A 12,407-nucleotide genomic window follows, 5' to 3' on the forward strand; every position below is an offset into this window, starting at 1 on the left:
GATATTTAGTCCTTTTTGTTCAACAAGATGTCACCGCAGTCGCTGATGACGAAGGTCCATCCGTCCAGCACCCGGCAGGTGAAGTAGTCCTCTTCGAGGATGGCGGGGCCGCTGGCGTGATCGCCCGCCGTGAGCTTGGCCAGCTGGTAAACCGGCACGTCGATGCGACCCTGTCCGCGTGTGAGCACATTGCGCGTGGCGCTGGATTGGGCCGGTGCGCCTGTATGGAAAGCGGTGGAAGTGTCGGAGCCCTCGCGCAGGCGCTTGATGGCGACAAATTCCAGTTCGAGAATCTCTGCCTGGGAAAATTGTTCCGGGAATTGAGGCGCGTCGCCGAGCACCAGGGATTGTTCCTGCCCCTGCCTGTCGGTGGCTACCAGGCGGGACTCAAGCTCGTACTCGCCTTTGGCGTAGCCCTCGGCAAACATGTCGCGCGACGCCTTCAGGCCCAATGTCGCCAGCCCGTCTTCGAGGCCGGTCTGGCTGCGGTCGCTGAGCGCAATCGTGTAGCGTTGCGAAACATCGCAAGCGCCGATGCCATAGGCGCTGAACACGGCGGCCATCTTGGGAATGGCGACCCGTGTCATGCCCGCTTTTTCCGCGACACCGCAGGCATTGAGCGGCCCGGCGCCGCCAAAAGCCAGCAGCACGGAATCCTTGGACACCTTGGTGAAGAGATGCACCTCCTGGGCGATTCTTTCCTCGTAGGCACGCTCCATTTCCTGCAGTGCGGCGTCGAGCTTCAAACCCATTGGCGTGGCGATGTTGAGCATCACTGCGGTGGCGGCGCGGTCAAGGTCCAGCCCCATTCCGCCGCCAAAGTAGGACTTGGGATCGAACAGTCCGCAGAGCAGGCTGGCATCGGTGATGGTCGCCGACTGCCCGCCCCGGCCGAAGCAGGCGGGGCCAGGAACCGCGCCCACGCTTTCAGGACCGATCACGATTTTTTTGTGGTTCACCTTGAAAATCGAGCTGCCCCCCACCCCGGCGCTCATGATCTCGCACAAGGGGAACGAGACGCTGATGCCTTCGACGTGGCCACGCCGCACTTCGGCCACGGTGCCATTGAGGTACTGGCCGATATCGGAGGTGGTGCCGCCGACATCCACCGAAATCACGTCCGTGAAACCATAGCTTCTGGAGAACGACTTGACCCCTTCCATGCCGCCGCGCGGACCCGAGCCGTAGGTCTTGATCGCGACCGTCTTGGCGACCCGCGACGCATCGCCGTCATTGCGGAAGATGAGCAATGGATTTTTGGTGCGATAGGCGCGCAGGCGGTTTTCGGCGTTGAACAAAAAATGCTCCATCGCGGGATGGAGAAAGGAGTTGATCAGCGCCGTCCAGGTGCGGCGCACGAGGTCGGCATCGATGCTCAGCTCGCTGCCATACAGCATGGGCACGGCGCCCAGCAGGTGGCGCGGGTATTTGCGAAGCGCCACCTTGCGAAATTTCTCTTCCACTTCAATGAAGTTCTTGCCGCAAAAGCTGACGACGACGCGGCTGGCGCCCGCCGCAGTCAAGGCATTGATGGCCTTGACCACTTCAACCTCGGCCGCGTCACCCATGACGGTTTCGGCATCCAGCAAGACCACGCGCTCACCGACCAGTGCCTGAAACAGGCTGGGGTCATGCGCGGCCAGCCGGGTTGGCAAGTCGTGCGCACTGGCGTCGGTGATGAGGCCCAGGCGTTGCCCCTTGCGCTCGCAAATGGCATTGGTGCCTTGCGTCGTCGAGTAGCGGATGAGGTCCACTTCCTCCAGCAGGCGCTTGACATCCGGTGCGCCGTAAATGACGCCGGACGCTTTTTGCAAGCCTTCAAAAAAGCATTTGCTTAAATCGTAGGGCGTCGTCAGCACCTTGGTCTTCATGACCGACGAGTCGGTCCGTATGCAGATATCGGTGAGCGTCCCACCGTTATCGATGTTGATTTGCAAAGTCATATTCCTTCGGTCTCCTGTCGTTGATGTCCAGGGCACGCACTTAACCCAGTGGTGTTTGTCCCATCGCTCGCATGATCGAAGCACTTCTTGGGGTCAGGCCGGACTTGTGGCGCGGTCATCAAACAAGGTAGCGCGGTGAATTTCTGCGTATCCCTGTTTCGCAAATCGCATGCCTGCTTTTCAAAGACGAAAATATGCTTTCAAGCTGTTGATTTAATTGAATATTTTTCAATCAGAAGTTTTTTTCGGATAAACAGGTGACTGAATATCGGACAGGTGCGGGCGACTCCTGAAGACATGCTGCGACGCAGCATGAATGCCCGGCTTGCCATTGCGGGCATGCGCTTGCAATGCCGGTCTTTATTCCGCCAAATTTATTGAGGAGAAAATTCACATGCCGTATTCATCCGGCACGGCTGTGCAGGGGAATCCTTGTGAATTTCACTGACGCTGGGGTGCATGGCCGCAAGGTTGATCTCCACCTGGAGACCTTGTTGTTGTGGATGCAGGCCTGCGAGACGTTCGCCAGTGCGGCGCAGTCCAAGGCATTGAAGGCCGGTTATTTCGGCTTGGGCTTCAAGCCGGACACGAGATTTTCAAAGGGACACTGCCTTCCCGGGGGACGGCAGCCAGTGTCCGATGAATAGATGTACAGGTACCGCTCTGTCAGAGCGGCGTGTAGGGCGCGGTGCTGTGCCGTGATGCGCTTACCAGGCCTTCAAGGTCGAATCTCTTCAGCATGAGGTAAACCGTGCTCTTTGCGATTCCCAGATTGCGGGCCACTGCCGACACGTTTCCATTGCATTGCCGGATGGCGTTCAGCAGGGCAGTGCGCTCGGCCTGCTTGAAGCGTGTGAAATCGTTGCCATGCGGCCCATCGTCTCCAGGCGAAAACGTATTCTCGGCTCCATGGCCAAGAATTTCGGGCGAAAGATCAAACTCGGAGATCACGCTGTGTTGGCTGGTCAGCAGCATGCTTTCCACCGCGTTTTTCAACTCGCGAATATTGCCCGGCCACTCGTAATTCATCAATCGCTTGATGACACCCGCTGACATCGTCACATTTTCAATGCCGTGCTGGCGGGACAGCAGTTTCAGGTAGTGCTCAGCCAGCAGAGGAATGTCCTCGGCCCGCTCCCGAAGCGAAGGGATATTCACACTGGTGACCGAGACGCGATAGAAAAGGTCCATGCGGAAATTGCCATTGCGTATTTCCTTTCTCAAATCACGGTGGGTTGCTGCGATCAGGCGAAAATTCACTTTGCGCGGCCGGGTTTCACCCAGTCGATGAACTTCCCCCTCCTCAAGCACGCGTAGAAAATAGGGTTGAAGGTCCATCGGCATCTCACCTATTTCGTCCAGAAAGAGGGTTCCGCCATTGGCCGCTTCGATCTTGCCTGTCATCCCGCCTCGCTTGGCGCCGGTAAACGAGCCTTCGACGTGACCGAACAGCTCGCTCGTCAGCAATTCGCGCGAGAAGCCGCCACAGTTCAATGCGATGAACGGTGCATTTTTGTCGGCGTTGGCTTCATGGATTCCGCGCGCGAACACTTCTTTGCCCACCCCGGTTTCGCCAGATAGAAGTACGGGCACCCGCGATTTGGCCAGTTGCCGGGCGCGGAAAATGGTCTGCTTGATGACTTCGGACTGGCCGATGATGCGCTCGAAGGATTTATCGGCGGGGGCGGCAATGGGAACAGGAATGGACCAGCTTGTGCCATTGGAGCGTTGACGGCGATTGGGCAAGGTCAACAAGGTGCCGACTTGCCGCCCGTTGAGCATGACCGGCTCCAGGAATTCTTCTTTCGCCCAGGCGGGGAGCTGAGCGGACGCGAGGTCATTTCCGATCCTGATTTCGGCCAGTCGCGCGCTCGACGAGCTGCCATGCAGTCCTTCCAGTTCGCCCAGCATCAGTGTCGCCTTTCCATTGGCCTTGATCGCCCGGCCTCGACGGTCGAACAGGATGACGCCATCTCCAGAATTGTCAGAAATACGGCCGACACAAGCCTCCAGCAAGCTGTAGCGGATATCGAGTTCCGACTTGGCCAGCTGGCTTTCAATGCGAGCCGCCGTGGACACCACCAAAGCCAGGTTGTGGCGACCATAGGAATCATTCAATCCTGACACGTCAAGCGCGCCTAGCGTTCTGCCATCCAGAGGATCACGGATGACCGTGGCAGAACACGACCATCGTTTGATGCCTTCGCAGTAATGTTCAGCTGAATGGATCTGAACTGGCTGGCCGATTGCCAAAGTGGTTCCAATCGCATTCGTGCCACAAGACGACTCGCTCCAGTCGGCCCCGGTGATCAAATGCAAATTTTCAGCGGCATCCAGGGTCGTGGAATCACCTTCCATGTTTAAAACAGTCCCTCGCGGATCTGTGAGGACCATGACCGTACCCGTCTCCGCCAGGAAATCCCGCGCCAGCGCCATCACTGGCGCACTCACATCAAGCAATTCCGCGCAATAGTCCAGCAGTGTGTGCAGCGATTGCCCTGCCATTGGTACTGGCGCCTGGGCGCGGTTGGGATCCACGCTGGCGTGCTGGCATCGCCGCCATGACTCGTCGATCAGATGCCGCAGAGCGCTCGAATTCGTTTCGGTCCCGTTCAGGAAATCTTCCCACACGGACATGATGCGGCCATCGTTTTCTGGCAATGAAAACATTTGCTTTGAGATGCTGATTGGCATTTTGTTGTCTCCTATGCCTGTCTCTGTCTTTGTCTTTATATCGGTCCAGCCAGGAGTGTCCGCCCCAGCAGGATTGAGGCTTCATCACATCACAGGCTTGTCGTTTTCAGTGGGCGACCTTTTCAGGTGCGGCACCAAAACCTCTGATCGATGCGCTCTTGCACCTTTAGCGGTGAAATTCAAGCATGCTTCGTGCCAAGATGGTGAATATCAAATGCAAGTCCGCTTTGCACAGCTAGTCTCTTGGATTTTATGCTTTTGCCTCAAGGCCTATGCGTCTGAATTTAGGCTGGTATGCGTCCGATATATGGACACTTTTTACCTGATGCATAAGGTGCTGGACCTTTGTATGCCGTCTGGCGGTACGGGCATCGGGGAAAAGCGCTTGCCGACCTGTCAAAATCCGCTTCATGGAACTAGCTGCCTTTCTCATTGATTTCATCCTGCATGTTGACAAGCACCTCGAAACCTTCGTGGCCAGTTATGGTCTGTGGGTGTACGCGCTGCTCTTCGTGATTATTTTTGTCGAGACCGGCGTGGTTGTCATGCCGTTTTTGCCCGGCGATTCGCTGCTGTTCGTCGTCGGCGCGATGTGCGGCGTCGGTCTGATGAGCTATCCGCTGGCCGTGGGCGTGCTGTTCGCTGCGGCGGTGCTGGGCGACCAGTGCAACTATTCGATAGGCCGTTCTATCGGACCCAAGGTGTTCCAGTGGGAAGACTCCCGCTTCTTCAACAAGAAAGCATTCAACCAGGCGCATGCGTTTTACGAGCGCTATGGCGGCGTGACCATCATCGCGGCGCGCTTCATGCCGTTTTTGCGCACCTTTGCGCCGTTCGTGGCCGGCATCTCGCACATGAGCCGGGGCAAGTTTTCACTGTTCAACTTCGTCGGCGGCGCCTTGTGGGTGGGCGGCATTGTCACCGTCGGCTATGCGTTCGGCAACGTGCCTTTTGTCAAGGCGAACCTGGACAAGATCATCTGGGCGATGATCTTGATTCCCGGCCTGTTCGTGATCGTTGGCGCTTGGCGCGCGCGGCGGCAGGCTGGCGGTGCGCCGGTCCAGCCTTGACGCCTGCGCGAGGCTCTGGATGAATACGATTTCGACACAGCTTTCAGCGCTTCGCACCCTGCCAGAACTGCTGGCCTTTCGCGTGGCGCAGAGTCCGCAGGGCGAGGCCTACCGCGAATTTGATGCGGCCACCGGCCAGTGGAAGGCTACCCGCTGGGCTGAGGCCGGTGGGCGCATCGCGCAATGGAGCCAGGCCCTGGCGGCCATGCAGCTGCCCCGGCAGGCGCGCATTGCTGTTCTGCTGCCCAATGGCCTGGATGCGGTGTGCATCGACCAGGCGGCGCTGTCGCGGGGCCTGGTGCCGGTGCCGCTGCATGCCATCGACAACCCCGGCAGCATTGCCTACATCCTGTCGGACTGCGACGCTTGTGTGCTGATGGTGCCGTCGCTGGCGCAGTGGCGCGCGATAGAAAGTGTGGGCCTTGCGCTGCCGGCGCTCAGGCAGGTGGTGGTGACTGCACGCGAGGCCCTGCCCGCTGGCATCGGGCCGGTGTCCGTCATCTTGCTGGCCGACTGGCTGGCGGCGGGGCAGGGCACGGCGCATGCCGCGCAGCCGCCGGCCGAAGACGAACTGTCCGCCATCGTCTATACCTCGGGCACCACCGGCAAGCCCAAGGGCGTGATGCTGACGCACCGCAACGTGGTGTCCAACGTGCTGGCCATCCTGGAGCGCGTGGTGCCGACGGCGGGCGACGTGTTCTTGTCCTTTTTGCCGCTGTCGCACACCTTTGAGCGCACGGCCGGCTACTACCTGCCGCTGGCGGTGGGCAGCTGCGTGGCCTATGCGCGCTCGGTGGCCTTGCTGGCCGAAGACCTCAAGACCGTGCGCCCGACTGTGCTGGTGTCGGTGCCGCGCATCTACGAGCGGGTGTTTGCCAGGCTGCACGAGTCGCTGGCCGGCTCGGCCTTCAGGACGCGTCTGTTCAATGCCGCGCAGGCCGTGGGCTGGCGGCGCTTTTGCAAGGTGCAGGGCTTGCCGCTGGCCGCCGGCGAAGGCAGCGCCTGGGCGATGCTGGACCCGCTGCTGTGGCCGTTTCTGGATCGGCTGGTCGCGCGCAAGCTGCGGGCGCAGTTCGGCGGGCGGGTGCGCGTGGCCGTGAGCGGCGGCGCGCCGCTGTCGCATGCGGTGGCACGCTGCTTTCTGGGGCTGGGCGTGCCGCTGCTGCAGGGCTACGGCATGACCGAGACCTCGCCGGTGGTGGCGGCCAACGGCGTCGATGACAACGACCCGGCCACCGTGGGCCGCGCGCTGCCCGGCATCGAGGTGCGTATCGGCGACAACCGCGAGCTGCAGGTGCGCGGCCCGTCGGTGATGAAAGGCTACTGGAAGCGCGCCGAGGACACGGCGCGCGTGTTGACGCCGGACGGCTGGCTGTCCACCGGCGACCAGGCCGATATTCAGGACGGCCGCATCCGCATCATGGGCCGGATCAAGGAAATCATCGTCACCTCGACCGGCGAAAAGGTGCCGCCCGGCGATCTGGAACTGGCGATTGCGGTCGATCCGCTGTTCGCGCAGGTGATGGTGGTGGGAGAGAACCGGCCCTTCATTGGCTGCGTGGCGGTGGTCAACAAGGCCGAATGGCAGCGCCTGGCCGCGTCCCTGGGGCTGGACCCTATCGCTGCCGCCAGCTTGAGTCAGCCGGCGGTTCGCAAAGCCGCCTTGGCGCGCATTGCCATCCAGACCCGCGACTTTGCCCGCTATGCTGCGCCGCGCGCCATTTTCCTGACGCTGGAGCCCTGGACGATTGAAAACACCTTCATGACGCCGACGCTCAAGCTCAAGCGCAACAACCTGATGGCCCGCTATGCCGATGAGATCGATGCGATGTACCGTTCGCCAGACCGCAACGGCACGCCAGCCGGATAAGCCTGCGCCTGCCGTCAGGCCGGCTTTGCGCTTCTGGCCTTGATGTTGAAAGGCAAAAAAGACGACTCCTGAATTTCAGCGAGTCGTCTTTTTTTGCGTATCAGCCGGACGGGTTGCCCGCCTGCCCCGCCTGGACGGGGGAAACGATTGAATGCTTAGCGTTTTTTGCCGACTTCGTTGCCGATCAGGGCACCGGCGGCTGCGCCACCGACGGTTCCGATCGTGTTGCCAAAGAGGGCATCGCCGGCCACGCCGCCCAGCACTGCACCGGTTGCCGTGCCGATTTGCGCATTGGTCGGGCTGGTGCCGCAGCCGGTCAGGGCAATCAGCGAAGCGGCGGCGACTGACATCAGGATTTTCGTGTTCATAAATTCACCTTTTCTGTAGATCCAGACTGATTCGTCAGAACCCATCAAGTCTTGAAGTCCCGGCGCAGCCTGTAGTTCCAGTCTACTGTCCGCATGTAAACCGGACTGTAGGAGGACGCCGCCGACCTGTGTCGTATTGTTGCGAATGCAACCGGGTGCAGGCAACCCGCTCTACAGGGCGCGGTTGCGTGCCAGCGGTGGGTTTTTGGCGAAGTAGCGCGAGATGCCGCGCATCAGCGCATCGGCCAGTTGGATCTGGTAGCCGTCGCTGCGCAGCCGCGCTTCTTCCATCGGGTTGCTGATGAACGCGGTTTCGACCAGCACGCTCGGAATGTCGGGCGCCTTGAGCACCGCGAAGCTGGCTTGCTCGACCCGGGGCTTGTGCAGCTTGCCGACATTGCCGATCTCGCCCAGCATGGCGCTGCCCAGCTTCATGCTGTCATTGATCTGCGCCGTGGTACTCATGTCAAACATCGCGCGCTGCACCTGCGCATCCTTGGCCTTGACATTGATGCCGCCCACCAGGTCGGCCGAGTTTTCCTTGTCGGCAATCCAGCGTGCCGCGCTGCTGGACGCGCCTTTTTCGCTCAGCGCAAAGACGCTGGCACCCTGCGGTGTCTCGGTAAAGAAGGCGTCGGCATGCAGGCTGATGAACAAGTCGGCCTTCACGCTGCGCGCCTTTTGCACCCGCACATGCAGCGGCACGAAAAAATCGGCGTCGCGCGTCAGATAGGCGCGCATGTTGGGCTGCTGGTTGATGCGGTCGCGCAGGCGGTGCGCAATCTGCAGCACCACATCCTTTTCACGCGTGCCGCCGGGGCCGATGGCGCCGGGGTCTTCGCCGCCATGGCCCGGGTCGAGGGCGACGATGACCAGTCGGTCGGTCTTGTTGCCAAAGTCAGGCGCCGAATCGCTGCCTGAAAAGCTTGGCGCCTCGACCTGGGGCCTGGGTGGCGGCAGGTTGACCGGAGGACGCTCTTTTTCCACCGATGCAACCACCGGCGGCCGGGGAATGACCGGCCGGCCGGCGTTGGCGGCGATGCTTGCAGGCGGCACGGCAGCCAAAGGCGCGGAAGGCGAGGGCGTGGCAGCGGCCTTGCCCGATTGCTGCGCCATCAGGTTGCCCAGCGGGTCATTGCTGCCCGTGCCGGCAGTGGGATTCGGCGGCGGCGCCGTGGCGGCCATGGCGGGTGGCGGTGCCGTGGGCGCTGCCGGCGCTGGAGCGGCAGCGGCCGGCTTGGCGGTGTTGTCGGCCAGCCGTTCGGCGATCAGCGCTTCCAGCGGGTCCACCGGCTGCGCCGGGTACAGGTCGAACACCAGCCGGTGCTGGTAGGCGGCCACCGGCGCCAGGCTGAAGACCTGCGGCAGCATCGGTTTTTTCAGGTCCATCACCAGCCGCACCACGCCCGGCGCGTTTTGCCCGACGCGAATGCCCGAGATGTTCGGGTCATCGGACTTGACCTTGGCCACCAGTTCGCGCAAGGCCGGGATCAAATCGATGCCCTCGATATCGACCGCCAGGCGCGGCGGCTCGGGAATGAAGAACTGGCGCGCCTTGATCTCGGTGTCGGACTCGATGGTCAGGCGCGTGTAGTCCTTGGACGGCCAGACGCGCACCGCGACGATGGTCGCGCCCCGCGCGATGTGCTGAGTGCCGAGCAACAGCACGATGCCGCCCATTTGCAGGACATGGCGGCGACTCGAACCCTCGGGAGACTTGTTGTTTTTCATGCGAGCAACTCCGCCCCCGTGGGGGTATAGGCCGTCAGGGTGATGAAACGGGACTCATCAGGCAACATCTCAATCGCCATCACCAGGTCGGGCTGGGGTAAATGATCACCTGCTTTTTCCGGCCATTCGACCAGCTTGAGCCCGGGGCTGGCGAAAATATCGCGAAACCCGGCTTCCTCCCACTCGCGCGGATCGTTGAAACGGTAAAAATCAAAATGCCAGATCAGCAATTCACGATTGTGGCCCGAGTCAAGACCAGTTGCAGGCAATGTGTAAGCTTCGACAACCGCATAGGTGGGGCTTTTGATACGCCCCTGCACACCCAGGCCCTTGAGCAGGTGGCGCACGAAGGTGGTCTTGCCGCTGCCCAGGTCGCCTTGCAGCTCGATCAGCGCGCGGCCAATGGCCGGCCGCCGGGCCAGCGCCCGCGCAAACGATTCGGTGGCGGCCTCATCTAGCCAGGCCATGTTTTTTACAATCAGCGGATGCCGACCTGCAATCAGTGGAACAGTCATCAATTCGTCTCTCACATTCAAACCTGGGCGCGCGAGCTTGGATTTTCGCAAACCGGCATCGCGGGGGTGGACCTGTCATCGGCCGAACCCGGATTATCGGCGTGGCTGGCGGCAGGCTTTCATGGTGGCATGCATTACATGGAAGCGCACGGCCTTAAAAGAGCGCGGCCCGCCGAATTGGTTCCGGGCACGGTCAGCGTCATCACAGCGCGAATGGATTATTTGCCGGCTGCCACGCCGACCCAGCCGGGCCAATGGCAGGCGATGGAGTTCAGCCGCCTGCAGCGGCCCGGCGAAGGCATCGTTTCAAGCTATGCCCGGGGGCGTGATTACCACAAGGTGATGCGCGCGCGGCTGCAAAAACTCGCTGAACGGATCGGCGAGCATGTCGGCCCGTTCGGCCATCGCGCCTTCACCGACTCGGCCCCGGTGCTGGAGGCCGAACTGGCGTCGCGCAGCGGCCAGGGCTGGCGCGGCAAGCACACGCTGGTGCTCAACCGCGAGGCGGGCTCGATGTTTTTCCTGGGTGAAATTTATGTGGACATTGCGCTGCCGCCTAGCGCGCCGGTGACGGCGCATTGCGGCAGTTGCCGGGCCTGCATCGACATCTGCCCGACGCAGGCCATCATCGCGCCGTACCAACTCGACGCACGGCGTTGCATTTCTTACCTGACGATTGAACATGCCGGCCCGATTCCGCTGGAGCTTCGCCGCTTGATGGGCAACCGGATCTACGGCTGCGACGACTGCCAGCTGGCCTGCCCGTGGAACAAGTTCGCCCAGCGCAGCAGCCTGCCCGATTTCGACGAGCGCCAGGGCTTGAGCGGGCAGCAGCTCGCGACGCTGTTCGGCTGGACCGAGGAAGCTTTTTTGCGCTTCACTGAAGGCAGCCCGATACGCCGCATCGGCCATGAACGCTGGCTGCGCAACATTGCCGTCGCCATGGGCAATGCCCTGCGCGCAGGCGTTGCGGACGAGGCTGGGTTGCGGGCCAGCCTGCGGGGCCGGGCCGGTCACCCGAGCGAGGTGGTTCGCGAGCATGTGGCCTGGGCGCTGGGCCAGTGAAGCCGCCAAGGCCGGATTTTTAGCATCAAAATTGCCGTTTGCGCTTGATGCGTATGCATGAGCAGCTATTGATTAAATAGCAAAAACAGGCTGTCTCTCCATCAACCGTCACCAACGCAAGAGGCCCAGCGCAAACGGCAAACTCACCACGCCCAGCAGGGTGGACAGGGTCACCAGGCCGGCCACGTAGCCGCCGTTGTAGCCCATGCGCGCTGCCAGCACGTAGGCGCTTGATGCCGTCGGCAGGGCCGAAAAAGCCATCAACACCGTGCTTTGCACGGCAGACAGGCCAAACGCCCGGGTCAGGCCCAGCGCCATCAGGGGCAGCAGGAAATGCCGTATCGACAGCACGGCCACCGCCAGGGTCTTGGCCTGCGACAGATGCCCAAACTGCATGCCGGCGCCCGCCGCCATCAGGCCCAGCACGATGGACGACGCGCCGATGCGCGACAGCGTCGGCACCGACCAGTCCGGCAGGCTGAAGCCCAGCAGGTTCGCCGCCAGGCCCGAGGCGGTGGCCACGATCAGCGGGTTGCGCACCAGTTCGCGCAGGAAGCCGCGCCCTGCGTGCCGGGCCATGGGCCACACCGCCGCCACGTTGAACAGCGGTACGCACACGCCGATCAGCACCGCGATCAGCTGCAGGCCCTGGCTGCCCGCCAGCCGTTCGGCCAGCGCCAGGCCGATGAAGGAGTTGAAGCGAAAAGCCACCTGGGCACTGGCGGCATGCTCGCGAAGGTCAATATGCTGGCGCAGCCCGGGCAGATAGGGCAGGCTGTAGGCCAGCGCAATGCTCGCCAGCCCCAGCGTGAGGCCGGCGCCGATCAGGCTGGAAGTGGCGCCCAGGTCGAGTGGGGTCTTGACAATCGACTGGAACAGCAGCACCGGGAATAAAAAGTAGTAAACCAGGCTTTCCACCTGGCTCCAGACCGAGCGGTTCAGGGGCGTATGGCGGCACAGCAGGTAGCCGCACAAAATGAGCGAAAAGTCGGGAAGAAGAAGCTGCGCGTAAATCACCGGGCGAAGAATAACCGCAATCCATCCGGGTTTGCCCTTGTGTGTATTCCTCCAGACTATCCGAACAAGGTTCGACGGGCACAAGAAGGTGGCCGATACTTCAACGCTCGGGCTGGATTGAACGCCTGCCCCGC

General features: G+C 61.7%; 10 protein-coding genes. 4 read left to right on the plus strand and 6 right to left on the minus strand.

Annotated elements, in window-relative coordinates:
- Positions 1 to 5: 5 nt before the first annotated feature.
- On the minus strand, positions 6 to 1,943 hold the full coding sequence (locus PNAP_RS05835; RefSeq protein WP_011800574.1) for a hydantoinase/oxoprolinase family protein: 1,938 nt from the start codon (positions 1,941 to 1,943) through the stop codon (positions 6 to 8).
- A gap of 434 nt (positions 1,944 to 2,377) precedes the next feature.
- On the opposite strand from PNAP_RS05835, the gene PNAP_RS05840 reads away from it, so the two are divergent.
- Positions 2,378 to 2,590, plus strand: coding sequence for a hypothetical protein (locus tag PNAP_RS05840; RefSeq protein WP_041376552.1), 213 nt, complete (start codon positions 2,378 to 2,380; stop codon positions 2,588 to 2,590).
- A 19-nt stretch (positions 2,591 to 2,609) separates the two neighbouring features.
- On the opposite strand, the gene PNAP_RS05845 is transcribed toward PNAP_RS05840, so the two are convergent.
- Positions 2,610 to 4,637 carry a sigma-54-dependent Fis family transcriptional regulator gene (locus tag PNAP_RS05845; protein WP_011800575.1) on the minus strand — a complete coding sequence of 676 codons (2,028 nt, stop codon included), beginning with the start codon at positions 4,635 to 4,637 and terminating at the stop codon, positions 2,610 to 2,612.
- A gap of 410 nt (positions 4,638 to 5,047) precedes the next feature.
- Between PNAP_RS05845 and PNAP_RS05850 the strand changes: the two genes are divergently transcribed.
- Complete coding sequence (locus tag PNAP_RS05850; protein ID WP_011800576.1) at positions 5,048 to 5,707, plus strand: VTT domain-containing protein; 660 nt, start codon at positions 5,048 to 5,050, stop codon at positions 5,705 to 5,707.
- 19 nt (positions 5,708 to 5,726) lie between these two features.
- Positions 5,727 to 7,577 (plus strand): AMP-dependent synthetase/ligase, encoded by a 1,851-nt coding sequence (locus tag PNAP_RS05855; protein ID WP_011800577.1) that lies wholly within the window; start codon positions 5,727 to 5,729, stop codon positions 7,575 to 7,577.
- A 155-nt stretch (positions 7,578 to 7,732) separates the two neighbouring features.
- Here the strand turns inward: PNAP_RS05855 and PNAP_RS05860 are convergent, their stop codons facing one another.
- The 3 genes from PNAP_RS05860 to tsaE all read right to left on the minus strand — a co-directional run bounded on the left by PNAP_RS05860 (position 7,733) and on the right by tsaE (position 10,191).
- A complete protein-coding gene (locus tag PNAP_RS05860) occupies positions 7,733 to 7,945 on the minus strand; it encodes a glycine zipper 2TM domain-containing protein (protein ID WP_041376554.1) in 213 nt (70 codons plus the stop codon).
- Positions 7,946 to 8,116: 171 nt separating this feature from the next.
- Complete coding sequence (locus PNAP_RS05865) at positions 8,117 to 9,676, minus strand: N-acetylmuramoyl-L-alanine amidase (protein ID WP_011800579.1); 1,560 nt, start codon at positions 9,674 to 9,676, stop codon at positions 8,117 to 8,119.
- Positions 9,673 to 10,191, minus strand: coding sequence for a tRNA (adenosine(37)-N6)-threonylcarbamoyltransferase complex ATPase subunit type 1 TsaE (tsaE, locus tag PNAP_RS05870; RefSeq protein WP_011800580.1), 519 nt, complete (start codon positions 10,189 to 10,191; stop codon positions 9,673 to 9,675). The genes PNAP_RS05865 and tsaE overlap by 4 nt, the downstream gene beginning before the upstream one ends.
- Here tsaE and queG point away from each other — a divergent pair.
- Positions 10,162 to 11,256, plus strand: coding sequence for a tRNA epoxyqueuosine(34) reductase QueG (gene queG, locus PNAP_RS05875; RefSeq protein WP_041376555.1), 1,095 nt, complete (start codon positions 10,162 to 10,164; stop codon positions 11,254 to 11,256). The genes tsaE and queG overlap by 30 nt on opposite strands.
- A gap of 108 nt (positions 11,257 to 11,364) precedes the next feature.
- On the opposite strand, the gene PNAP_RS05880 is transcribed toward queG, so the two are convergent.
- Entirely contained in the window at positions 11,365 to 12,273 is a 909-nt protein-coding gene (locus PNAP_RS05880) for an AEC family transporter (protein ID WP_041376556.1), read from the minus strand.
- Positions 12,274 to 12,407: the final 134 nt, after the last annotated feature.

Source organism: Polaromonas naphthalenivorans CJ2 (genome assembly GCF_000015505.1).
Classification (GTDB): domain Bacteria; phylum Pseudomonadota; class Gammaproteobacteria; order Burkholderiales; family Burkholderiaceae_C; genus Polaromonas; species Polaromonas naphthalenivorans.